Raw genomic sequence first — 24,553 nt, forward strand, 5'->3', positions numbered from 1 at the left:
GCTATTTAAAATAGTTTGGTGACTGAGCGTAGTCGAAGTCAACGCTTCCCTCTAAAGCGAAACGTAATAGTACCAATTTGCTTCGTTTTACTGGAGGAGTCAAATCTAACATCCTTAGCATACTCCAAAGCACGTTCTATTAAACATTGATTTCTGGAGCTAGAAGATCCGTTAATTGATGCATCTGTTACTTTACCTTTTCCATTTACCTCAATATTAACCACTATTCTACCGCCTTTTTCGCACAAGTAGCGTGGAATGTCATAGGCTTGCATCACTCTGCCAATTAAAGAGTAGGTTAGTGTACTTTTGCTTTTGGCATGCTCATCAGCTGTTTTTTTGTTTTCTAAACGTTTTTTAAGCTCTTCCTGTAGCTTTTTATAAGATTCGGTTTCATCCGAGTTTAGGGCATAAGCGTTACTGTTAGCATAAGACTTGTTTACACTATTTTCTTCTAATACTTCATTGGCTTTAACTTCATCCAAAGCTTTCGTGGTGCGTTCAAAATCATTGGAACTGACGGTTTTAAAGTTACGCATCATGTCCTTGTATTCCTGATCTTCATTAAACGCTTTATTGGTAGAAGGTGCGTTAGGATCTTCAAAATTTTCAAGTTCTTGTTCAGTTAGTTTTTCCTCAGGTAGTTCTGGCTCTGGTTCTAACTCATAATAGCTTTCGGTAATGAGATCTCCTTGTTGTTTTAGTTGAATACTGAACATAGCGAGAACCACAGTTCCTGTAATAAGAAACGTGATTATAGCGGCTTTATATTGTTCAATTAGCTTCAAATGTGGTTTAAATTTCTAGTATTTAGATATACGAATATAACAATGAAAAAGTTTAGATAGGTATCATAAACCCTTGTTAAATCATATTTTCTTTGGAAGTGAGGCAATAAAATCCTCTGGACTCAAGGCATTTTCAACCTTAAATTCACCTATACGCGTACGTCGTAATTTAGATAAATGTGCGCCAGAATTTAATGCTTTTCCGAAGTCGTGCGCCAAAGAACGAATGTAGGTGCCTTTGCTACAAACCACTCTAAAATTTACTTCTGAACCTTTAATTTCAGTGATTTCAAACTCCGTGATTTCGACTTGTCGTGATTTAATTTCAACCGCTTCGCCAGCTCTGGCAAATTCATACAAACGCTTCCCATCTTTCTTAATGGCCGAAAAAACTGGAGGAAACTGCTCAATTTTGCCAATAAACTGTTTGGTGGTCTCGTGGATGAGGTCTTCAGAAATATGTGCCGTAGGGAAAGTCGCATCTATTTCAGTTTCCAAATCATAGGATGGAGTAGTGCTCCCTAAAACAAAAGTCCCAGTATATTCTTTTTCCTGACCTTGAAAAGTATTGATTTGCTTGGTCATTTTACCTGTACAGATTACCAATAATCCCGTTGCCAGAGGATCTAAGGTGCCAGCATGCCCAACTTTTATTTTTTTAATGGAAAAAGCTTGTTTTATGGCCCAACGCAACTTGTTAACAGCCTGAAAAGACGTCCAGGTTAATGGTTTGTCAATCAATAGGATTTGACCGTTTTTAAAATCGTCTAGTGTTTTCATTTAAAGAATATCGTCCAGATTATCGCAATAATACCAACAATAACACAGTAAATAGCAAAGTAGGTCAATTTACTTTGCTTAACGAGCTTTATCATCCAAGTACAAGCAAATAAACCAGATATAAATGCCGCAATAAAACCAACACTTAAATAAGTGAAATTAGTACTGGTATAATCAATCTGGCCTTCTAAAACATCCTTGGCAATTTTACCAAAGATCAGTGGAATAACCATTAAGAATGAAAACCGTGCTGCTTTGGTTTTATCAATTCCTAATAATACCGAAGTGGAAATCGTTGCGCCAGAGCGCGAAATACCAGGTAACATGGCTATACCTTGTGCTACACCAATGATTAAAGCATCGAGTAAACCTACTTTTTTATGTGTTCGCTTTGCTCTATCCGCTAGGAATAAGAGTACAGCTGTAACAATAAGCATGCAGCCTACCAGTAGAATATTGTTACCGAAAAGTTCTTCAAAAACACGTTCGTATCTATAACCAATGATAACAGCAGGTAGCATTGAAATAATGATTTTAGCAGAAAATTTCGTCTCTTCAGTCCAAGTTAATGTAGTGATACCTTTAAAAAGGCCACTCAATATTTCGACAACATCCTTTCTAAAGATAACGATGGTACTTAAAGCGGTTGCAAAATGTAGAATTACGGTAAACAATAAACTTTCTTGAGGTAAGGATTTGCTGCCTAGAATAGCTTTACCAAGTTCTAAGTGTCCACTGGACGATACTGGCAAAAACTCTGTAAGGCCTTGAATAATTCCTAAAATGACCGCATCTAAAATCTCCATGAGGCAAAAGTATCACATCGTGTTTTGATGTGCGTCAAAAGTAAGTAAAAAGAATGTTATTTTTTTGAACCTTTATTCGGGTTTAAAAGTATAGCATATACCTGAATGCCAAAACCGATCAAAACAAGGGTTGGTGCCAGACGAATACGTCTCCAGCTAAAGATCGATGGGTCAAAAACATTTGGGTCGTCACTGCCACCGCCTGCCATAAGGATAAAGCCGATAACAATACATGCCAATCCGATAAGCATAAACTTGTAGTTCTTCTTCCCGAAGATAAATTCAGTTTTAGACTCTTGTTTGCGTTTTTGTTCTCCCACCGTGTTTTATTTTGTCCTACGAAGCAAATGCGCAGTAGGATCAGTTATTAAATTCTGTATAAAGGATATAGTCTTCAATAGCCAATTGCGCTATGTGCTTAGAAGGTCCATAAATCATTTTTGGTAAGTGCAAAGTAACGGTTTTATTTAAAACTTTTGCGTTAAGGGAATCTAAATTTAGACCAGATTCTATCCCTCGGTTGATGTAATATGTTTTGCCTTTATGGGTTTTAAATTGAATGTCATAGGTTGGTCCGGCTCTGAGTGCAGTGATTTTTACAGTCACTATTTCACAATTTTTGGCTTTTGGATTGTAAATCACACAAGACTTGAAAAATAATAGCGGTAAGAATACTACTATAACCAAAATAATGAGAAGGTTTCTAACTGGACGGCTCATAAAGGATGGTTTATAATCTTAACGAGATTAAAAATAATTTATTTTCTAACACCTAATAATACAACTGATCCGTCTTCAAATTCAAAAAGCGTTGTGTAGCTATAAAAGTACTGATCCAGGTAATAATAACACCCAACAAGAAAACACCAACAAACAGTGCAACAATCATTACGGTGTTTCTTAATAGCTCTAATTCTGGAAACGTTATATCTAAATAATACAATACTACTGCCATGCCTATCAACGCCACAATAGCTCCGATGATTCCAAGTTGTACACTTTTCCAAACAAAAGGCCTGCGGATAAAACTCTTGGTAGCTCCAACCATTTGCATCGTTTTAATGATAAAACGCTTAGAGTAAACGGCTAATCTAATAGAGCTGTTAATCAACAACACGGCAATGAGCGTAAATAGCCCACTGACGACCAAAACCCAAAACGATATTTTCTTTACGTTATCGTTCATCAGTTCCACCAAGTCGTTATCGTATCTTATTTCTTCTATAAAGGTTTTGTTAGAAAGGCTTTCGGTAATTTCTGTCAATTGTTCAGTAGTGACAAAATCAGCTTTTAGGTAAACATCAATAGAATTTTTTAAGGGATTGTAACCCACAAAATCCATAAAGTCCTCACCAGTTTCAGCTTTCATCAGTTCTGCAGCTTCTTCCTTAGAAACATATTTTGCTTCCTTGGTATAATCTGCCATGGCTAGACTTTTCTTTAGTTGGTTGACTTCAACCTCCTTGGCAGTATCGTTGAGATAGATGGTCATGACTACCTGTTCCTTAAAATGATCGGCCACTTTCTTGGAGTTTATCACCAATAAACCCAAGCAACCTAAAAGAAACAAAACCAAAGCAATACTTATCACTACGGAGATGTAGGATGAAATTAATTTTCGCTTTTGGTATTTGTCAAAAGATGATGCCATATAAAAAGGATTAATTGCGTAAAAATAAAAAACAATGACAACAAAACTTCAAAAGATGTCAGTCTTTTGATAACATTAAAATTGTCATTCCCGTGAAAATGGGAATCTTTTAAAAATTCCGAAAACTACAATGAGTTCTAAAGCTTTATTTCATTGATGTTATTACAACGTTTAGTTTTTTATTGTGTTGTAGAATAATGGAAATTGGTCTAAAAAATAAATGTATTCTGTAACTATTTTGTAGTCAAATAAGTACAATTTTGATTTAGTTTTTCTGAAAAATTTTAGCGTTTTCAATTGATTAATGGCATAGTTGTTGAAAAATCCTGAGCTATAAATTTAAAATCAAATCAATTATGAAAAAACTACTTTTTGCCATAGCATTTACCGCTATCGGATTTACCCAACACACCAATGCCCAAGACGTTACTTTTGGAGCTAAAGCAGGACTCAACGTTTCAAATTTTTCTGGAGGAGATGCCGACAGAAATAGCTTAATAGGCTTTCATGTTGGTGCCGTTTCCGAAATTTCCTTAAGCGAACGATTTTCACTTCAGCCAGAACTTTTATATTCTAGACAAGGCTCAGAAGCCCAGGATGTTGTTAAAATTAAATTGGATTATTTGGCTATTCCTATAATGGCAAAATACTATTTGGCTGATGACTTTAGTATAGAAGTTGGCCCACAATTCTCTTTTTTGGTGAATGACAAAGGCGAGTATATAGACAGCGATTTGCCAGATGAAGATACAGATGCCGAAAGTTTTGATATCAGTGCCAATGTGGGCTTAGGCTATAACATCAGCTCAGATATTTTTGTGCAGGCACGTTATAATTTTGGTATTTCTACTGTAGCAGAAAATCCAGATATTAAGAACAGCGTATTTCAATTGTCTTTAGGATACAAATTCTAAATCAATTATGTCATATATACGGAAAAGCACCTTTATTTTAGGTGCTTTTTCAATTTAATAACTTCTGTAACTTATAGGCTATTTGACAAGTAAAGTTTAAATTTGCACCTTATTTCAAGGAAAAACTGTGATGCGATACAATTTCAACGACATTGAAAAAAAGTGGCAAGACTACTGGGCAAAAAACCAAACCTTTAAGGCTGAAAACCATTCAGACAAACCAAAATATTATGTTTTAGATATGTTCCCTTACCCAAGTGGAGCAGGTTTGCACGTTGGGCATCCGCTAGGTTACATTGCTAGTGATATTTATGCGCGCTATAAACGCCATAAAGGATTCAATGTGTTGCATCCGCAAGGGTACGATAGTTTCGGCTTACCTGCTGAGCAATATGCCATACAAACTGGTCAGCATCCTCGTATTACAACGGAAGAAAATATAAAAACCTACCGTCGTCAATTAGATCAAATCGGGTTTTCTTTTGATTGGAGTAGAGAAGTACGTACCTCAGACCCTAACTATTACAAATGGACACAATGGATTTTTATTCAGTTGTTTGAGTCGTGGTACAACTATGATTCCAATAAAGCAGAATCTATTGATACCTTAATAGAAAAGTTTAATGCTGAAGGAAATACAAACGTAAATGCAGCTTGTGATGATGATGTTGAAACGTTTTCTGCAGAAGCATGGAAAGCCTATTCAGATGTTGAAAAACAAGACATCCTTTTAAAATACAGGCTCACCTATTTAGCCGAAACCGAAGTGAACTGGTGCCCAGCATTGGGAACAGTATTGGCAAATGACGAAATAGTAAACGGAGTTTCAGAACGTGGAGGGCATCCCGTGATTCGTAAAAAAATGACGCAATGGAGTATGCGAATTTCTGCCTATGCAGAACGTTTACTACAAGGATTGGAAACCATCGATTGGACAGACGCCCTAAAAGACATACAACGCAACTGGATAGGGAAATCGGTTGGGGCAAGTGTCTCGTTTAACGTCATTGCGAACCACGAGGAACGAAGTGGGAAGCAATCTGCCACCTCTGAAAATCCGGTTATTGATGTTTTCACTACGCGTCCTGACACCATCTTCGGAGTGTCTTTTATGACTCTTGCACCAGAACACGAACTCGTATCACAAATCACAACTCCAGAACAAAAAGCTGAGGTTGAAGCCTATGTTGAAGCCACTGCAAAACGTAGTGAACGCGACCGTATGGCAGATGTTAAAACCATTTCTGGTGTGTTTACGGGAGCTTATGCTGAGCATCCTTTTACTAAAGAACCGATTCCGATTTGGATTGGTGATTACGTATTAGCAAGCTACGGAACAGGCGCTGTGATGTCAGTACCATGTGGAGACCAACGTGATTATGATTTTGCTAAGCATTTTGGTATTCCGATTCCAAATATTTTTGAAGGTGTGGATATTTCTGAAGAAGCTTTTGCAGATAAAGAAAAAACCATCATTACCAATAGCGATTTCCTTAACGGAATGACCTATAAAAAAGCGACCAAACGCGCCATTTACGAACTGGAACAAATAGGCCAAGGAGAAGGTAAAACCAATTACCGTTTGCGTGATGCAGTGTTTTCTCGTCAGCGATATTGGGGAGAACCATTCCCTGTATATTATGTGGATGGCATGCCACAGATGATAGACGCAGAACATCTGCCATTAACTCTTCCAGAAGTTGAAAAATACTTACCAACCGAAACAGGCGAGCCACCTTTAGGTAACGCTACAAAATGGGCTTGGGATACTGCATCTAACACCGTTGTAGATAACGACAGAATAGACCACAAAACCGTGTTTCCATTAGAGTTGAATACCATGCCAGGTTGGGCAGGGAGCTCACAGTATTTTAACCGTTATATGGATCCGCATAATGATGAGGAAATCTTTTCTCAAGAAGCCATTAACTATTGGGAGCAAGTAGATTTATACATCGGTGGAAGCGAACATGCCACAGGACACTTACTCTACTCTCGTTTTTGGCAAAAATTTATGTTCGATAAAGGTTTAGTCCCAGTTGATGAGTTTGCTAAAAAATTGATTAACCAAGGGATGATTTTGGGTGAAAGCGCTTTTGTTTATAGACTTCAGTTTAATGTTTTGGATATGAATCTTGCTGCACAAGGAAAATCCATCCAAATGTCAATGGGTTTTATGGTGCCAAAGATTATTGCAGATGATTATATTGATATAATGACAGGAGATAATTTCTTAAGATTGGAAAAATATAAGAAGTTAAGAGAAACTGTTTTACAATTTTTACCCAAAGATGTAATTATCAAGATTTTCAATAATCAATTAAAACTTCAAACATTTACTTCAGAGGTTCGCATACATGTTGACTTGTTAAAAGGAACAACAAATGAATTGAACATTGAAAAATTTAAGTCTGATGAGATGATGAGAGGATTTTGGAATTTCATTTTTTTAGATGACGAATTTGAAGTAATCAATACAAATAATGAAAGAAAATATATTGTAGGTAGAGAAGTAGAAAAAATGTCCAAATCCAAGTACAACGTCGTTAATCCAGATGAAATCTGTGAGCAATATGGAGCAGACAGCCTAAGACTTTACGAAATGTTCCTTGGGCCATTAGAACAATATAAACCATGGAATACTGCTGGTATTACAGGAGTACATGGTTTCCTTAAAAAATTATGGAAGTTGTACGTTGGTCAAGACGGCTTAATTGTTAATGACACAGAGCCTACAAAAGACAACTTAAAAACACTACATAAAACCATTAAAAAAGTTGAGGAAGATATTGAGAATTTCTCTTTCAATACATCAGTTTCAACCTTTATGATCGCTGTTAATGAGTTAACCGCGCAGAAGTGTACAAGTAAGGAAATACTAGAGCCTTTATTGGTTTTAATTTCACCTTACGCTCCTCATATTGCAGAAGAATTATGGGAAAAATTAGGGCATTCAGAATCGATTTCTACAGCACCATTCTCAAAATTTGAGGAAAAGTACTTGGTAGAGAGTAGTAAAGAATATCCGATATCATTTAACGGTAAAATGCGTTTTACTATGGATTTACCGTTGGATTTATCTAAGGACGAAATTGAAGCTGCAGTAATGGCAAATGACAAAACCAAAGCCCAATTAGATGGTCGCACACCTAAAAAGGTAATTGTGGTTCCTGGTAAGATTGTAAATATTGTGGGATAGCGTTATACTTTGGTAACCAAATACAAATGACTTTCCGATTTTCACTTCATCGAAACTTTAATGCATTCGTCTATTGCTGTATTTGTTTGAAAATGTGGCAGTTATTGTTAATTCTTTAAAATAAGGACTTCAAAATAATAATTCCATAAAAATACGTTCAGAATTCCACTCAAATTTGGATAGTTGAAATTTTTAATAGTATTTCATAACGCTATTAACCTCAAAATCAATTATCATGAAAATTGGAGTCCCAAAAGAAATCAAGAACAATGAAAGCCGTGTTGGTATGACACCAGCCGGAGTTTACGAACTTATCAAAAACAATCACACAGTTTATGTACAAAAAGATGCTGGCTTTGGAAGCGGCTTTTTTGATGAGGACTATAAAGAGGTTGGCGCCATAGTTTTAGATACTATTGAAGATGTTTACGACGCTGCGGAAATGATTGTAAAAGTGAAGGAGCCCATTGCAGAGGAATATCCTTTGATTAAATCGCACCATGTGGTGTTTACCTATTTCCACTTTGCTTCAAGCGAGCCATTGACAAAAGCCATGCTAAAAAGTAAAGCGGTATGTATAGCTTACGAAACTGTAGAAGATGAAGATGGCAGCTTGCCATTATTAACACCAATGTCTGAAGTAGCTGGTCGTATGGCCATTCAACAAGGTGCAAAATATCTTGAAAAACCTATTAAAGGTCGGGGAGTTCTGTTAGGCGGAGTACCGGGAGTACCACCTGGAAAAGTATTGGTATTAGGTGCGGGTGTGGTTGGAATCCAAGCTGCGAAGATGGCAGCAGGTTTAGGTGCGCATGTTACCATTATGGATATTAATATGAAGCAATTACGCTATGTTAATGATGTGATGCCAAGTCATGTAGTTACTGAATTTTCTAGCGAATACAATATTAGAAAACGTATTAAAGACCACGATTTAATTATTGGAGGTGTTTTGCTAAAAGGCGCAAAAGCTCCAAAGTTAATCTCAAAAGATATGTTAAAAGAGATGCGACCTGGAACCGTGTTAGTTGATGTTGCCGTGGACCAAGGTGGTTGTATTGAAACATCTAAACCAACAACACATGAAAACCCGACTTATATTATAGATGATGTTGTGCACTATTGTGTTGCCAATATGCCAGGTGCAGTGCCTTACACTTCTACACTGGCATTAACCAACGTTACGTTACCATACGTATTAAGATTGGCAAATCAAGGTTGGGAAGTCGCTTGTGCCAAGGATGCATCCTTAAGAAAAGGACTTAATATTGTAAAAGGAAAGATTGTTTACGAAGAAATTGCTGAAGCCTTCAATTGGACAGTTGATGCCATGTAAACCAATAAAACTGACATAATTTCTTAACTTTATTTTGGCGCACTATTTGCTATTCATTTACTAAATTTACATTTTAAAAAAAATATAAAACTATGGGAGGAATAGGAATAGGGTATTGGATACTAATTGGCGGCATTACACTTGTAAGTTGGCTTGTTAGTAATCAATTAAAAAGAAAGTTTGCCAAATATTCTAAAGTGCAATTACGCAATGGAATGAGCGGAAGAGAAATTGCTGAAAAGATGTTGGCAGATAATGGTATTTATGATGTTGAGGTAATTTCTACCGCAGGACAGTTAACAGATCATTACAACCCAAAAAATAAAACGGTAAACCTAAGTGAACCTGTTTATAATCAACGTAATGCGGCTGCTGCTGCAGTTGCTGCACATGAAGTTGGGCATGCCGTACAGCATGCACAAGCTTATAGTGCATTAGGTATGCGATCTGCGCTTGTGCCAATTGTGAGTGTTACTTCTGGCATGTCTCAGTGGTTAGTTATTGGTGGACTTGTTTTGGGTGCCGCAGCTGGTGTTGGATTAGGCTATTGGGTAGCTGTTGCAGGCTTGGTTTTTATGGCCTTCGCAACGCTGTTTAGCTTTATCACCTTACCAGTGGAGTACGATGCGAGTAATAGAGCATTAGCTTGGTTAAAGGCAAAAAACATGGTAACACCAGAAGAGTATAAAGGCTCAGAAGACGCTTTAAAATGGGCAGCTAGAACCTATCTGGTTGCAGCTATAGGTGCATTAGCTTCGCTATTGTACTGGGCACTTCAAGTGTTTGGAGGTAGAGATTAAGACTAAAACCTTATAAAATTAAAGCTCTGAGAAATCAGGGCTTTTTTTATATTTTTATTTGTCGGTTTATCTGTTGCTGCAAGGAGATAAAGGTCTCAGTTCTGGAAACTCCTTTAATACTCTGAATATCTGAATTTAAAACATGCATTAAATGTTCATTATCCTTTGATAGGATTTTTAAGAAAATACTCCAATGCCCAGTCGTGTAGTGGCATTCAATAACTTCAGGGATTTTTTGTAATTGCTTTACTGCTTCAGGATTACTGACGGCTTTATCTAGATATACACCTACAAAAGCCATAGTCGTATAACCCAGAACTTTTGGGTTGATTATAAACTTAGAACCAGCCAAAAGGCCAGACTTCTCAAGTTTTTTAAGTCGTTGATGTATGGCAGCACCCGAAATACCAACTTGGCGCGCAATTTCGAGAATTGGAGTTCTGGCATCTTGCATTAATGCTCTAAGTATCTTTTTGTCAATACCATCAATGTAAATGCCTTTATCGTTAATCTTCATTTAAAACTTGTTTTCATTTCCGAGGCATCGGGAATCTTATTCTTCTAATTTAAAAGTTAAAAATAAGAAAACGATTTCAGATTAAAACTTCAGTTCAAACATTTAAAGGATTATAACCTAGGTAAGGCACTTCTTTTTCATTAAACTTTATACCATAAGTTTCTAATTCTTCAAGAATTGGAGAATAAACTTCTTTAGAAATCGGAATTTGAACACCAGGAGTGGTTATCTTTCCATTTAAAACAGCCATTGTTGCCATGGCAACTGGCAAACCTACGGTTTTAGACATTGCTGTATAGGTTTGGTCTTCACCAAGAGCTACCATAGTAGAATCAATTTGATGCTTTTCTCCATTGAGTTCATAACCAAATTTATGGTACATCACAATCATATCTTTATCATCAGCATCAAGCGACCAACTATCCATCAAAATCTTTTGAAGAATTTGGGCAGGTGTGGCTTTATCAAGTTCTACCATCTTTTTAGAGTTAAAAATATCGAGTTCCAAAAATTTATCCCAAACAATATCATCCTGGTCAATCTTTAGAGCATGTCTAAATTTCAGTTCCACAGAATCCGTAGGGCTGTAAGGTAAAAATGAGTTAACAAAATCACGATAACTCATATTGGCACTATCATCAATCGTATAGCTGTCATCTGTCATACCCAATTGCACAAACACGTTCCAAGCTCTACTAAAACCAACACGTCGCATAGTGCCACGATATAGCGTTTTAATATGGTCTAAGCCATATACTTTCTGATATTTTAGAGAATCTCTATTGGCATAAGCTTCAAAACGGCCATAACCATCAACTTCGAGAAATTCTGTTCGCCTAAACAATCTGTGGTAAGGGATGTACTTAAACTGGTCTTCTTGCAAAAATTTCGCTGCACCACCTTGTCCTGCAACAACAACGTTTCTAGGATTCCAAGTAAATTTATAGTTCCAAAGATTGTTATCACTTTCTGGAGCGACCAATCCGCCAGTAAAGGATTCGAACAGAATCATTTTTCCGCCTTTATCCCTAATTTTATCAATGACCTGCATGGCACTCATGTGGTCAATACCAGGATCAACACCTATTTCGTTGATAAAAATGAGATTATTCGCTTTTACGGCATCATCTAATTCCTGCATTTCCTTGCTAACGTAAGAAGCAGTAACCATGTGTTTTTTATAGGTGACACATTCTTTAGCGATTTCAATATGAAAACGTGCAGGTAGCATGGAGACCACAATATCTGAGTTCTTAACGGCATCAATTCTAGATTCAGAATTAAACACATCTAAATGAATGACATTGGCATTCTGGTGGTCACCAACAAGTTTTTTAGCATTGTCTACGTTGAGATCGCCAACCGTTATTTGAAGATTTTCCGTTTCTGATTTGTCTAACAAATATTTTATGAGATATGATGAGGATTTTCCGGCACCAATAATTAAAATCTTTCGCATAGTGGGTTTATATGACTAATTTTGTAAAGCACGAAAGTAACAAATACAGAAGGCAAAAAGAAACCAAAAAGATATTTTACTTATGAACAAAAAGATATTAATTGCGGGTTCAATTTTAGGAATTTTAGGGATAATACTAGGAGCCTTTGCTGCCCACGGTTTAGAAAAAATGATTGATGCTGATGCCATTAAATCTTTTGAAACAGGTGTGCGTTACCAATTGTATCATGCATTTTTATTCCTGATTTTAGGTGGTACTTCTTTTGTGAGATTAAAAAGCAAAAAAACGATATTTTATTTAGTCATAATTGGTGTAATTTTCTTCTCTGGATCTATTTACGGATTGGCTACAAACGAACTCTCAAGCTTTGATTTTAAGAGAATTGCGATGATAACTCCTATTGGTGGGTTATTGCTAATATTGGCTTGGATTGTGATGTTAATCGGTATTATAAGAAATAAGGCCGATTAATGGTAATCTAAGGTGTAGTTTTAAAATAAAGTTATAATTTTGCACCCTAAACAACACAAAAATTATGGTAAACCATACACAAAAAACGAAAACGATTTCGTTAGACAATTACGGTATCAAAAATGCCAAAATTAACTACCAATTAATTCCAGATCAACTTCATGCCGAAACTATAGCGAAAGGCCAAGGTGTTGAAGCCTCTTCTGGTGCACTAGCTGTAAATACAGGTGAATTTACAGGACGTTCGCCTCAAGATCGTTTTATAGTAAAGGATGATATTACCAAGGATAAAGTTTGGTGGGGAAATATCAATATCCCTTTTGAAAGTGAGAAGTTTGATAAACTTTACGATAAAATTACTGATTATTTGTCTGGTAAAGAGGTTTATGTTAGAGATAGTTATGCCTGTGCAGACCCAAATTATAAAACAAATATCCGAGTGATCAATGAGTATCCTTGGAGTAATATGTTTGCATATAATATGTTTTTGCGCCCAACGGAAGAAGAATTACAAGATTTTTCTCCAGAATGGACCGTAATTAACGCGCCAGGTTTTATGGCCGTACCTGAAGAGGATGGTACGCGTCAGCACAATTTTGCCATTCTTAATTTTACCAAAAAAACGGCTATTATTGGAGGTACAGGTTATACAGGTGAAATTAAAAAGGGAATCTTTTCTGCTTTAAATTTTGAATTGCCAGTATTTAAGAATACGCTACCAATGCACTGTAGTGCTAATGTTGGTAATGATGGTGATACGGCTATTTTCTTCGGTTTGTCCGGTACAGGGAAAACAACCTTATCAACAGATGCCAATCGTAGCTTAATTGGTGACGATGAACACGGTTGGACCAACGAGAATACGGTGTTTAATTTTGAAGGTGGATGCTATGCTAAAGTAATTAACCTATCGCAAGAACAAGAACCAGAAATTTACGGAGCCATTAAAAAGGGTGCTATTCTCGAAAATGTTATTATGGATGATAAGGGCAATGTAGATTTTGCTGATACGTCAATAACTCAGAATACCAGAGTAAGCTATCCTATTTACCATATTGAAAATATTAAAACCCCTTCTATAGGGAAAAACCCGAAGAATATATTTTTCTTAACGGCTGATGCATTTGGAGTACTGCCTCCAATTTCTAAATTGACTCCTTCACAAGCGGCTTATCACTTTATTTCTGGGTATACAGCTAAAGTTGCTGGTACAGAAGCTGGTGTTGTAGAGCCTGTACCAAGTTTCTCGGCTTGCTTTGGAGCACCTTTTATGCCATTGCATCCAACAGAATATGCAGATATGCTAAGTAAAAAGATGAAAGATGCAGGTGTAAATGTATGGTTGGTAAATACGGGTTGGACAGGTGGTCCTTATGGAGTAGGAACACGTATGAAACTAAAATATACGCGTGCTATGATCAATGCGGCTCTTAATGGAGACCTTGGTGATTACACATACGAAGACTATCATATCCACTCTGTTTTTGGAGTTGCCCAACCAAGAACATGCCCAGGAGTGCCAACTGAAGTGTTGAGTCCTAGAAAAACATGGAATGATGATAAAGCATACTATACCATGGCATTTAAATTAACCAACGCGTTTAGAGAGAACTTTAAGAAATTTGAGTCTTATGCTTCTGAGGAAATAAGACGTGGAGGACCACAACGCTATGCGTTTTAACGCTCAACTTAAATAGACAATTAAAAAAAGCGACTCTGATTCAGAGTCGCTTTTTTATTTATTATAACTAGTTGAAAGTAAAATATTTAAGAGCTATACAATAGAAAGAGGCAAACATTTTATATATTGGATTTTTAATTTTCATAAAATGAAAAGATTTTCCCTCGCTATTTTGCTTCTTTTGGTTTTCAATCAAATAAGTAATGCTCAATCCAAGACTAAATACAATCTTTACTTAGTGTTCAATTCTGAAAATAACGAAATGCACGTTATTGATAAAAATGTGAATGATTCAGTATTAATAAAAACGTTCAAACTATCTAAAGACCTAGCTTCTGAGAACTTTAAATATGAATTGTTAGTTGGTGATGATGGAGAAATTGATAGAAACCTTGAGAAGGTGCCAGTGGCAAAAAAAGGAAAAATAACACTCTATCATTTTTCCTATATGCATGGAGAAGAATCGTTGGATAATTTATCAGACGGCAACATTATTAACTATGAAGACTTTATAAATTCAGAATTTAAGAGCTTTAGCAAAATTTTAAATAGTGCATCTAAAATCTATATGGTAGATTTAAAGGATAAAGACCAATCTATTTATAGAGCTTATGAAGTTAAGCTATAAAAAAAGCCCAATTGAATTCTCAATTGGGCTTTTTAATAAAGTTATATTTTTTATTTGCCTTTGTTAACAGCATCAATGTACTTCTGCAAAGCCATTGTCATAGATGGTGTTTCAGGAGTTGGTGCTGCAATATCCACACGTAAGCCTTTTTCCTTAACTGCCTGTACGGTTGTATTTCCAAACACTGCGATACGCGTATCGTTCTGTTTAAAATCAGGGAAATTATGGAACAAAGATTCTATACCAGAAGGACTAAAGAACACTAAAATATCGTAGTATACATTGGCCAAATCCGATAAATCACTAATAACAGTTTTATAAAAAGTTGCCTGTGTCCAGTTTACCTTTAAATCATTTAAGGTTTCAGGAATTACAGGTTTTACTTTATCTGTAGTCGGCAACAAAAATGTTTCGTCCTTGTATTTTTTAACCAAAGGAATTAAATCCGCAAAATTACGCTTACCTACATATATCTTACGCTTTCTGTAAACAACATACTTCTGAAGATAATAAGCGACAGCCTCAGATTGGCAGAAATACTTTAATGTATCAGGCACTTTAAAACGCATTTCTTCTGCTACTCTAAAGAAATGATCTACTGAATTTCTACTGGTTAATATAATGGCAGTAAACTTGGTAAGGTCTATTTTTTGCTGTCTAATTTCTTTTGCAGAAACACCTTCTACATGAATAAAAGGTCTGAAGTCAACTTTAACTTTTTGCTTTTCTTGCAAGTCAAAATATGGAGAGTTCTCTATTTTAGGTTCTGGTTGCGATACTAAAATTGTTTTCACTTTCATACGGAAACCCCTTTGTTTTAAACGTTATACTCTCTAATTACCTTATATAAAAGCACATAAGGCGCAATTTCGAGAGCGCAAAGATACAATAAAAAATAGAAAATATTGAGATTAATTATTTTTTGATTGTTTTTTAAAGAAGTTATAAATCCGATGAGGTTTATAAAACAAATCAAAGAAAACGTTGCTATTATAATAACATCTGCATAATTTTTTGTGTATAGAAGAAAAAGATTTGCAACCAAAAATAATAGCCCAGAATAGTTGATAAAGGTTGTTTTTTGAAATAAGTAATCATCAACTAACGCGTCTATTTCAAAAAGACTTCCAATAAGCCGCTCTAACAAGGTTTTAATAATAACTATTGTAGCAATTGCCAAAAGCAATTTTAAGAACCAAACCAATTCAAAAGTTAATGGAGAAATAAAAGTTGAATAGCAAAAAAACAAAAAAACGCCCACAGACATTGAGAAGTTTAAAAACAGAAGGCCATCAAATAAATCAACAAACTTCTGGTCCTTGCTATAAATCTTTAAATATTTAGAATTACCTATCACCGAAAGGAAATCATTAAACCTAAAGGTATTGACATATTTAGCTGCGACAATAAACACCAGCCCTAAAACTGTAAAGATTGTAAACCACTCGTAGGTAATAAAATTTCGCATGTTGCTAAATTATAAAGAATTATTAGGCATAAAAAAGCAATTGAGGTATTTCTTGGTTCAACAAAATCTTATGAAAGTTATAACAGTTTATAATCCATTAAAAACTTTACTTTTGTCCTAACTCTAAAGTTAGCACCTAAACGTGTTTAAAAGTATGCAAATGTCTGACGCACTTGTCATCATTCCAACATATAATGAGATTGAAAACATCGAAGCCATTATCCGTGCAGTGTTTTCACAAGAGAAGGTGTTTCATGTCCTGGTAGTGGATGATAATTCCCCAGATGGAACAGCTGAGCAAGTCAAAACTTTACAAATCGAATTTCCAGACCAACTTTTTTTACTAGAACGCGATAAGAAAAATGGTTTAGGACGTGCGTACATTGCCGGATTTGAATGGGCCTTAAAACAGCATTACGAGTATATTTTTGAGATGGATGCTGATTTTTCACATAATCCAAATGATTTAATAAAACTCTATAAGGCTTGTGATGTTGACGGTGCAGATATTGCTGTTGGCTCTAGATACGTTAAAGGTATCACGGTTGTTAATTGGCCGTTGACCAGAATTCTCTTGTCCTACGGAGCATCGAGATATGTACGGTTTATAACAAGAATGAAAGTTAAGGATTCTACAGCAGGCTTTATTTGTTATAAAAGAGCCGTGCTAGAAGCTATAAATTTGAATAAAGTGAGATTTGTGGGATATGCGTTTCAAATTGAAATGAAATTTAAAGCTCACGAAAAAGGTTTCAAAATCACTGAAATTCCTGTTATATTTAAAGATAGGGTTAAGGGCAAGTCTAAAATGAGCGGAAGTATAATTTCGGAGGCTGTCTTTGGAGTTATTAGTTTAAAGTTAAAAAGTTTATTTTCTAAATAGTACAATGAGGAAACACACTATAATTAAGAACGCTAAAATTGTCAATGAAGGGCAAACTATTGAAGGCGATATACTTATTGAAAATGATATTATAATGGAAATAGCTTCCTCAATAAGCGTAAAGTCCTCTGAAATAACTGTTATTGATGCAGAAGGCAACTATGTTTTACCTGGTATGATAGACGACCAGGTTCATTTTAGAGAACCAGGACTTACACACAAGGCAAATATAGAAACGGAATCAAAGGCGGCTTTAGCAGGTGGGATTACATCTTTTATAGAAATGCCAAATACCAAACCACAAACTACTACTGTAGAAAAGCTAGAGGAGAAGTTTGAAATTGCATCTAAATCATCGCATGCCAATTATTCGTTTATGTTTGGCGGAACCAATGATAACTTGGATGAGATTTTAAAGGTAGATTCTAAAACCGTCGCTGGATTAAAATTGTTTTTAGGTTCTTCCACAGGGAATATGTTGGTTGATGATCCTGCAGTCATCGAAAAGATATTCTCAAGTACAGATATGGTGATTTCTGTACACTGTGAAGATGAAGCAACGATAAAAAAGAATCTTGAAGCACATATCGCTGAGTATGGGGATGATATTCCTATGGAAAAACATCCAATTATTAGAAGCGAAGAGGCTTGTTACATTTCATCATCAAAAGCTATTGAACTAGCAAAGAAAACTGGCGCAAGATTACATGTATTTCATCTTTCTACAGGAAAGGAGACGAGCCTGTTTTCAAATAAAATACCACTAAAAGATAAAAAAATAACAGCAGAGGTTTGTGTACATCATTTGTGGTTTTCTGATGAAGACTATGCGAGAAAAGGAAGCCATATCAAATGGAATCCGGCAGTAAAAACTTCAAAAGATAGAGAACAGCTTTTAAAAGCATTGTTGGATGATAGAATAGATGTTATTGCAACAGATCACGCACCACATACTTTAGAAGAAAAAGATAATCCTTATACAAGTGCTCCTTCTGGTGGGCCATTAGTACAGCATGCTTTGTTAGCTCTTTTGGAAATGCATCATCAAGGTAAAATTTCAATAGAAAAAATTGTAGAAAAAGCATGTCATAATCCTGCTATATTATTCGATGTTGAAAAAAGAGGTTACATAAGGGAAGGGTATTATGCAGATTTGGTAATTGTAGACCTCAAAAGCCCTTGGACAGTAAATAAAAGTAACATACTTTATAAATGTGGTTGGTCTCCTTTTGAAGGCAATACATTTAAAAGTAGAATAACCCATACCTTTGTAAATGGGGAACTGGCATATAACAACTTTAAGGTTTTAGACGTTAAAGCAGGGCGTCGTTTAACTTTTAATCGATAATATGAAAAAGATAGGTGTTTTATTCATTTTAGGTCTTTTGGTCTTGGCTTGCAATAGCAAGGAGAAACCCAAAAAACCAGACAACCTCATTTCTATGGATAAAATGGAGCACATTTTATACGATTTGTATATTATGAATGCTGCTAAAGGTGTTAACAGAAAAATATTGGAGGAAAATGGAGTGGTGCCAGAAACCTATTTGCTGACCAAACACAACATTGATAGTGCGCAATTTGCCAATAGCAATGCATATTATGCCTTTAATGCAGATGAATATAGAGGCATAGTTGAAAAAGTTAAAGAAAGATTGGAAAAGGAAAAATTAGAGTTTGAAGAACAGGAAAGAATTGAAGGCCAGGCTGCCAAACGAAGAAGAGACTCAATAACAAAAGCCAATAGAAAAAAGAAAGACCCAAAGACAAAAGGGTTAAAAAACCCAAATAATTAATTTTCCTCTGCTTTTAAATCTTTTAGGTAAAGTTCACATATTTCCTCAATCGATTTGTCAATCGGTTTAAAATCAAAACCTAGAGTATTTTTTAGTTTAGAATTGTCATACTTTGTGATGCTCATGGCTGATTTCGCTGCTTGTTTAGACAGACTACGTCTTGTGCCAAATAATATATGCTTTAACCAATCCAAACGCCAGGCTAAATTCAACAACAAGGCTTTAGCTTCTTTTTTAGGCGGATCCACATTTAGTGTTTCTGCTACGTTATATTGAAAACTTTTAAAGCTAAGGTTCTCTGATACTAAAATAAAGTTCTCATTTTTTATATCACTTTTCATCAATTTAATCATGGCATTAACAACATCAAAAACATCCACGTAGCCAACGATACCACCAGTGTAATAGCGCATGCCATTATGTATTCTTCTAAAAAGGTTGCCGCTACTACCACCTTTCCAATAGCCTGCTCCTAAGATTATCCCAGGGTTTACAATAACGGCATCCAAACCTTCTTGTGTACCTCTCCAAACTTCTAGCTCAGCTCCGTATTTAGTTATCGCATAAACGCTGTTATCGTCTTCAGGGTTCCACTCGGTTTTTTCATTTATTAGTTTTTCAGAATCTTCATGATGGCCAATAGCAGCTATAGAACTCACATAGCACAGTTTTTTAACCGAATTACTAATCGATAGGTTGACAATATTGGCAGTGCCTTCAATGTTTATTTTTCGCAATTGGTGATACTTATCAGGTTCAAAAGAAACAAATGCAGCACAATGGTAAACGTGGGTAATGTTTATAAATGCTTTTTGTAATCTTGGAATATCATTAATGTCGGTTTCTACCCAATCAATGGTATTAAAAAGTGATTCATGATCATCAGAAAAATAAGAGAACACGTGCTTCACACGTTTTAAGGTTTTCTCTCTTCTGTAAATGGCACGCACACTTTCTCCACTGCTCACTAACTTAAAAAGTAAATGAGAGCCTACTAAACCTGTTCCGCCTGTAACTAATATCATAAGGTAAAATTACGTTAAAATTGTCTTTTGTCTTTTGGTACGGAAACATATCTTTGCCAAAACCGAATTACAATCATCTTATAATGGGAAAGAATTTTGTTGAAGAATTACAGTGGAGAGGTATGTTGCACCAAAGTATGCCTGGAGTAGAAGAGCATTTAGCTGAAGCTATGAGAGGTGCGTATGTTGGTTTTGACCCAACCGCAGATTCTTTACATATAGGTAATTTGGTGCCAATTATGTTGTTAGCACATTACCAACGTTGTGGTCACAAACCTGTAGCTTTGGTTGGTGGTGCCACAGGTATGATAGGTGATCCGTCTGGTAAATCTAGTGAGCGCAATCTTTTGGACGAAAAGACCTTACGTCATAATCAAGATGCCATAAAAAAGCAATTGTCCCATTTCCTGGATTTTGAAAGTAATGAAGATAATGCTGCCGTTTTAGTGAATAACTACGACTGGATGAAGGAATTCTCATTTTTAGAATTCATAAGAGACGTAGGGAAACATATCACGGTAAATTATATGATGGCTAAGGATTCTGTGAAGAATAGAATTTCTGGTGAATCAACTAGTGATGGTATGAGTTTTACGGAGTTCACCTACCAATTGGTGCAGGGCTACGATTTTTTGCATTTATACAGAGCGAATGATTGTACTATTCAAATGGGTGGAAGTGACCAATGGGGAAATATTACCACAGGTACCGAACTGATAAGACGTATCGGTAACGGAAAAGGTTTTGCCATTACATGTCCGCTGATTACAAAAAGCGATGGCTCTAAATTCGGAAAGTCTGAAGGTGGTAATGTTTGGCTAGACGCCAACAGAACCTCTCCTTATAAGTTTTACCAGTATTGGCTAAACTCTAGTGATGAAGACGCTGAAAAATACATTAAGATATTTACATTTTTAACGGAAACAGAAGTAAATGAGTTGATTTCTGAACATTCAAAGGCACCGCACTTTAGGGTATTACAAAAGCGTTTGGCAGAAGAAATTACCACAATGGTACATTCTAAAGCGGATTTTGAAAATGCTGAGAAAGCCTCAAACATTTTATTCAGTAAATCATTTAAAGAAGACATTAAAACTTTGGATGAAAAAACCTTTTTAGATGTGTTTGAAGGCGTTCCTCAAGCTGAGATATTACAATCAGATTTTAAGGAAGGGTTAGACATGATTGGAGCTTTAGCAGCAAAAACGAATTTTTTAAATTCTAATGGTGAAGCGCGTAGAGCATTAAAGGAAAATTCAATAGCAGTTAATAAAGAAAAGGTAAAAGAAGATTATCAGTTATCTGCTGAAGATTTAATAAATGATAAATACATCATCATTAATAAAGGTAAGAAGAATACCTATATTATTAAGATAGTATAAAAAAAGTGCCCAAAATCTCTTTTGGGCACATCTAACCAATCAATCAACTATTGAAAATTTCTCTTTTCGATAGCATATATTTAGTCGTAAATTTTATGGATTCCTTACAGTGCCATTAAATTACATCCGCGAATATCAGAATTATCGAATCTGCCAATAATTTCAAATTCACCGTTGTCGTAAACTTTACCTAAATCTTGTGTGGCAACAAAAGGACACGAATTCACATTTGCTAAGTCAATAACGTTAATGCCACCTGTTTTGTTGGGCTGCTGAAGTGAAAGTGCGTCTTCCGTATCTCGTGTTAAAACTTTCATCCATGGAGGACATTCAAAGATACCATCGCCTTTAGAGTAGGCCTGGCTCAAGAGCTCGGTCATGCCATATTCGCTATGGATTTTGTCAACACTAAAACCGGCTTTAAGAATATGATGAAGCTCTTGTCTAATGATTTCCTTTCTCCTACCTTTCATACCACCAGTTTCCATGATAGTAGTGTGCTTTAAACGGAACTGAAATCGTTCCACCAAATCCAATAAGGCAAAGGAGACACCAATTAAAAGTGTTTTTTGTTTTTTAGCTTCAAGCCGAAGAAGTTTTTGTGCTAATTCGTCAAGGTTGTTGAGATAAAACCCGCTTTCAGGATGATTGGATTGCTGTATTAAATCGTTTACCATATAAATTAGCGAGGAACCATCGCGTTCAAGATAAGAAGGTAATAAGGCTAAAATTACATAGTCCTCAACGTTTCCGTAAAAACTTTGGAAGCCTTTTGTATAGCTTGCTTTATACAGGTTAAGGTCAGTGACTAAATGCTTACTTGTTACACTTCCTGTGGTGCCAGAACTTGTAAAGGTTTTTTCAATAGCATCATTAGAACTTAAGATATCATGACTTTTAAAAAACTGAATGGGTAAAAAAGGAATACCTTCAATGGTTTTTACATCAGAAGGATGTTTATAAAGTAAGTCGCAAAATGAGCGGTAAACAGAATTATTTTCAAACTGAAATCTAAAAACTTCCAATGCCAAAGCTTCAAATTGAGCATCTGATTTAATACTGAAAATGGCTTTAGGATCTATCATAATTTTCACCAAACTTAAATAGTCAGTTTGTAAACAAAATTTGATTTGGTTATTGGGTGTAGTCGAAATACAAAAGTAGATAAAATAAAAAAAGCGCTGTTCAAAATTGTGAACAACGCTTTTTCGAAAAATTTAATATGCTTATCTAATCACTAATTTTTTAGTAGTAGAGGCATTATTTTGAGTAATCTTTAAAATATAAACACCAGTGTTTAAATCAGAAACATTTAGTGTGTTATCCGTTAAAGTTTCACTTTTTACCTGCTTCCCTAAAATATCAAATACTTGGACACTCATTACATCATTGTTGTATGATGAAATATTAATAAATCCAGTGGTTGTAGGATTGGGATAAATTGAAAATTTATTAGTGGAAAATTCATCATTTGATAGTGAAGCTACAAAAGGGTAAACACAAGTACTACTAAACGTTGTTTGACTACCATCGGTACAATTCACTGTTCCATACATCCAACCAGAAGGCCATACAGATCCTAGAGTTTCTTTATAGGCCCAAGAGTCTAAATACTCCCAGCTCTGGCCTGTTCCATCCACATTAACATCTCCAAAAGTTTCTATAAGTGTTCCATTCTTAAATAATTCAATACCATCATTGCCATTCATGTTTATATCTGTTGATGCAATTAGCACAACATTAAATAAACTGTAACCGCTAGGGGTTAAATATTGTTGCATTGAACTAGGTGTTCGTGCTACTAAAATATGATCACCATTGTTAACACTTATGGCGTCAAATGTGTATTCTTGGCCGTCAGAACCACCACCATTAGCTGCAGTTCCAATGCCATAAACACTCAAATCTGCAATGTCTGCTGTTGCAACGACATGTATTGCTTTACCGTCACTACCGCCAGATGGAACTGTAAAGTCCATTATACCTACAAACTCAAGATCAATGCTACCTACAGGTATGCAATTTGGGCTAGAAACATTAACGGTAGTAAAGCATATACCTCCACTAGCAGTATCATCTAATGTAATGTCAATGTTTGTCCCTTCAGGAACGTTAGAGACAATAATGGTTCCAGACTCTACGGTAGAAGGATCATCACCACTTACGTCTCCTGCTGTCGAAGACACAATAAACGTTGTGGATACATTACCTCCGGAATAAGATAAATTCACAGTGTAAGTGTCGTCTGTTGACCCTGGATTTAAGGAGTCACAAGTTACATCTAACGATGTAAAATCTATTGTACACTCAGGTGCACACACTTCATTTGCAGCACCAGGTGTTCCTAGGTCACCATCTCCGTAAGGAGAAAGTGATGGACACCAATTATCTCCATTATCATTGTCTGTTTCGTTTAAAAACGATGGGTTTAACTGCATACTTTCACCAGCCATATCAGGGAAATTTGGACCTCCATCATAATTAACTCGAGAAATCTCAATATTACCTGGTGTTACAAGGACTATCTCATCAGCACCATTACCCATATTAAAATTACTTTGATAAGCATAATCAATTGGAGCACCTCCATTGACCATGAGGTCTAAGGTTCTACCAAGTACCAAATAACCTCCAGCAGGTACAATGGTTTGACCTCCAGTACCAGTCATAGGATCTATTGTGGCATCTATGACATAATTATTGGTGCCATCGTCTTTCAGTGTCCAGCCATCAATATTTATATCTGATGCTGTTGAATTATAAATTTCGAACCACTCGCCATTTTCGTCAATAACTGCGCTAGGATCTTTCATTATTTCTGTAATTACGATATCACCGGGACTTTGAGCAAAACCAATAAAAAATGTTAAAAGAAATAAAAATAAAGTGTAGAATTTTTTCATGATAGTATAGGGATTATTAGGTTGATAAAATACTAAAATTATATCACAATGCTCGTTTAAAAGGG

The 24,553-nt window shown here is 35.7% G+C and carries 24 protein-coding genes; 11 read left to right on the plus strand and 13 right to left on the minus strand.

The window, feature by feature from the left end; genetic code table 11:
* Positions 1–38: 38 nt before the first annotated feature.
* The 6 genes from F1003_RS05015 to F1003_RS05040 form a co-directional block, all read right to left on the minus strand.
* Positions 39–788 carry an energy transducer TonB family protein gene (locus F1003_RS05015; RefSeq protein WP_155088124.1) on the minus strand — a complete coding sequence of 250 codons (750 nt, stop codon included), beginning with the start codon at positions 786–788 and terminating at the stop codon, positions 39–41.
* 81 nt (positions 789–869) lie between these two features.
* Positions 870–1,568 carry a tRNA pseudouridine(55) synthase TruB gene (gene truB, locus F1003_RS05020; protein ID WP_155088125.1) on the minus strand — a complete coding sequence of 233 codons (699 nt, stop codon included), beginning with the start codon at positions 1,566–1,568 and terminating at the stop codon, positions 870–872.
* Complete coding sequence (locus F1003_RS05025) at positions 1,565–2,374, minus strand: undecaprenyl-diphosphate phosphatase (RefSeq protein WP_155088126.1); 810 nt, start codon at positions 2,372–2,374, stop codon at positions 1,565–1,567. The genes truB and F1003_RS05025 overlap by 4 nt, the downstream gene beginning before the upstream one ends.
* A gap of 56 nt (positions 2,375–2,430) precedes the next feature.
* Positions 2,431–2,694 carry a DUF3098 domain-containing protein gene (locus F1003_RS05030; protein WP_162306899.1) on the minus strand — a complete coding sequence of 88 codons (264 nt, stop codon included), beginning with the start codon at positions 2,692–2,694 and terminating at the stop codon, positions 2,431–2,433.
* Between the two features lie 40 nt (positions 2,695–2,734).
* Entirely contained in the window at positions 2,735–3,094 is a 360-nt protein-coding gene (locus F1003_RS05035; protein ID WP_155088127.1) for a hypothetical protein, read from the minus strand.
* A 52-nt stretch (positions 3,095–3,146) separates the two neighbouring features.
* Entirely contained in the window at positions 3,147–4,025 is an 879-nt protein-coding gene (locus tag F1003_RS05040; protein ID WP_155088128.1) for a cell division protein FtsX, read from the minus strand.
* 356 nt (positions 4,026–4,381) lie between these two features.
* Here F1003_RS05040 and F1003_RS05045 point away from each other — a divergent pair, with 356 nt between their 5' ends.
* The 4 genes from F1003_RS05045 (at position 4,382) to F1003_RS05060 (ending at position 10,274) form a co-directional block, all read left to right on the plus strand.
* Positions 4,382–4,939 carry a porin family protein gene (locus tag F1003_RS05045; RefSeq protein ID WP_155088129.1) on the plus strand — a complete coding sequence of 186 codons (558 nt, stop codon included), beginning with the start codon at positions 4,382–4,384 and terminating at the stop codon, positions 4,937–4,939.
* Positions 4,940–5,069: 130 nt separating this feature from the next.
* Positions 5,070–8,138 carry a leucine--tRNA ligase gene (locus F1003_RS05050; RefSeq protein ID WP_155088130.1) on the plus strand — a complete coding sequence of 1,023 codons (3,069 nt, stop codon included), beginning with the start codon at positions 5,070–5,072 and terminating at the stop codon, positions 8,136–8,138.
* Between the two features lie 235 nt (positions 8,139–8,373).
* Entirely contained in the window at positions 8,374–9,474 is a 1,101-nt protein-coding gene (ald, locus tag F1003_RS05055) for an alanine dehydrogenase (protein ID WP_155088131.1), read from the plus strand.
* A 92-nt stretch (positions 9,475–9,566) separates the two neighbouring features.
* Positions 9,567–10,274 (plus strand): zinc metallopeptidase, encoded by a 708-nt coding sequence (locus F1003_RS05060; protein ID WP_155088132.1) that lies wholly within the window; start codon positions 9,567–9,569, stop codon positions 10,272–10,274.
* 46 nt (positions 10,275–10,320) lie between these two features.
* Here the strand turns inward: F1003_RS05060 and F1003_RS05065 are convergent, their stop codons facing one another.
* Both F1003_RS05065 and F1003_RS05070 read right to left on the minus strand, forming a co-directional pair.
* Positions 10,321–10,791 carry an Lrp/AsnC ligand binding domain-containing protein gene (locus tag F1003_RS05065; protein ID WP_155088133.1) on the minus strand — a complete coding sequence of 157 codons (471 nt, stop codon included), beginning with the start codon at positions 10,789–10,791 and terminating at the stop codon, positions 10,321–10,323.
* Positions 10,792–10,885: 94 nt separating this feature from the next.
* A complete protein-coding gene (locus F1003_RS05070; RefSeq protein WP_155088134.1) occupies positions 10,886–12,250 on the minus strand; it encodes a saccharopine dehydrogenase family protein in 1,365 nt (454 codons plus the stop codon).
* A gap of 82 nt (positions 12,251–12,332) precedes the next feature.
* Between F1003_RS05070 and F1003_RS05075 the strand changes: the two genes are divergently transcribed.
* The 3 genes from F1003_RS05075 to F1003_RS05085 all read left to right on the plus strand — a co-directional run bounded on the left by F1003_RS05075 (position 12,333) and on the right by F1003_RS05085 (position 15,031).
* Complete coding sequence (locus tag F1003_RS05075; protein ID WP_155088135.1) at positions 12,333–12,722, plus strand: DUF423 domain-containing protein; 390 nt, start codon at positions 12,333–12,335, stop codon at positions 12,720–12,722.
* Between the two features lie 64 nt (positions 12,723–12,786).
* Positions 12,787–14,403 (plus strand): phosphoenolpyruvate carboxykinase (ATP), encoded by a 1,617-nt coding sequence (pckA, locus tag F1003_RS05080; RefSeq protein ID WP_155088136.1) that lies wholly within the window; start codon positions 12,787–12,789, stop codon positions 14,401–14,403.
* A gap of 148 nt (positions 14,404–14,551) precedes the next feature.
* On the plus strand, positions 14,552–15,031 hold the full coding sequence (locus F1003_RS05085; RefSeq protein WP_155088137.1) for a hypothetical protein: 480 nt from the start codon (positions 14,552–14,554) through the stop codon (positions 15,029–15,031).
* A gap of 50 nt (positions 15,032–15,081) precedes the next feature.
* On the opposite strand, the gene F1003_RS05090 is transcribed toward F1003_RS05085, so the two are convergent.
* The gene (locus tag F1003_RS05090; protein WP_155088138.1) at positions 15,082–15,831 is read right to left on the minus strand and encodes a uroporphyrinogen-III synthase; all 750 of its coding nucleotides are present in this window, start codon (positions 15,829–15,831) and stop codon (positions 15,082–15,084) included.
* 17 nt (positions 15,832–15,848) lie between these two features.
* Positions 15,849–16,499, minus strand: coding sequence for a DUF4271 domain-containing protein (locus tag F1003_RS05095; protein ID WP_155088139.1), 651 nt, complete (start codon positions 16,497–16,499; stop codon positions 15,849–15,851).
* Between the two features lie 160 nt (positions 16,500–16,659).
* Between F1003_RS05095 and F1003_RS05100 the strand changes: the two genes are divergently transcribed.
* The 3 genes from F1003_RS05100 to F1003_RS05110 are packed head-to-tail and all read left to right on the plus strand — an operon-like array spanning position 16,660 to position 19,178.
* On the plus strand, positions 16,660–17,382 hold the full coding sequence (locus tag F1003_RS05100) for a polyprenol monophosphomannose synthase (RefSeq protein WP_155088140.1): 723 nt from the start codon (positions 16,660–16,662) through the stop codon (positions 17,380–17,382).
* Between the two features lie 4 nt (positions 17,383–17,386).
* Complete coding sequence (locus F1003_RS05105) at positions 17,387–18,730, plus strand: dihydroorotase (RefSeq protein ID WP_155088141.1); 1,344 nt, start codon at positions 17,387–17,389, stop codon at positions 18,728–18,730.
* A gap of 1 nt (position 18,731) precedes the next feature.
* Positions 18,732–19,178, plus strand: a complete 447-nt coding sequence (locus tag F1003_RS05110; protein WP_155088142.1) for a DUF4296 domain-containing protein — start codon at positions 18,732–18,734, stop codon at positions 19,176–19,178.
* Here the strand turns inward: F1003_RS05110 and F1003_RS05115 are convergent.
* Complete coding sequence (locus F1003_RS05115) at positions 19,175–20,203, minus strand: NAD-dependent epimerase/dehydratase family protein (RefSeq protein WP_155088143.1); 1,029 nt, start codon at positions 20,201–20,203, stop codon at positions 19,175–19,177. The two genes, F1003_RS05110 and F1003_RS05115, sit on opposite strands and share 4 nt — an antisense overlap.
* An 83-nt stretch (positions 20,204–20,286) precedes the next feature.
* Here F1003_RS05115 and tyrS point away from each other — a divergent pair, with 83 nt between their 5' ends.
* On the plus strand, positions 20,287–21,585 hold the full coding sequence (tyrS, locus tag F1003_RS05120; RefSeq protein ID WP_155088144.1) for a tyrosine--tRNA ligase: 1,299 nt from the start codon (positions 20,287–20,289) through the stop codon (positions 21,583–21,585).
* A gap of 104 nt (positions 21,586–21,689) precedes the next feature.
* On the opposite strand, the gene F1003_RS05125 is transcribed toward tyrS, so the two are convergent.
* The gene (locus tag F1003_RS05125) at positions 21,690–22,670 is read right to left on the minus strand and encodes a LuxE/PaaK family acyltransferase (RefSeq protein WP_155088145.1); all 981 of its coding nucleotides are present in this window, start codon (positions 22,668–22,670) and stop codon (positions 21,690–21,692) included.
* Positions 22,671–22,811: 141 nt separating this feature from the next.
* Positions 22,812–24,488, minus strand: a complete 1,677-nt coding sequence (locus tag F1003_RS05130) for a lamin tail domain-containing protein (protein WP_155088146.1) — start codon at positions 24,486–24,488, stop codon at positions 22,812–22,814.
* Positions 24,489–24,553: the final 65 nt, after the last annotated feature.

Origin of the sequence: Winogradskyella ouciana, from assembly GCF_009709615.1 — a bacterium.
GTDB lineage: Bacteria > Bacteroidota > Bacteroidia > Flavobacteriales > Flavobacteriaceae > Winogradskyella > Winogradskyella ouciana.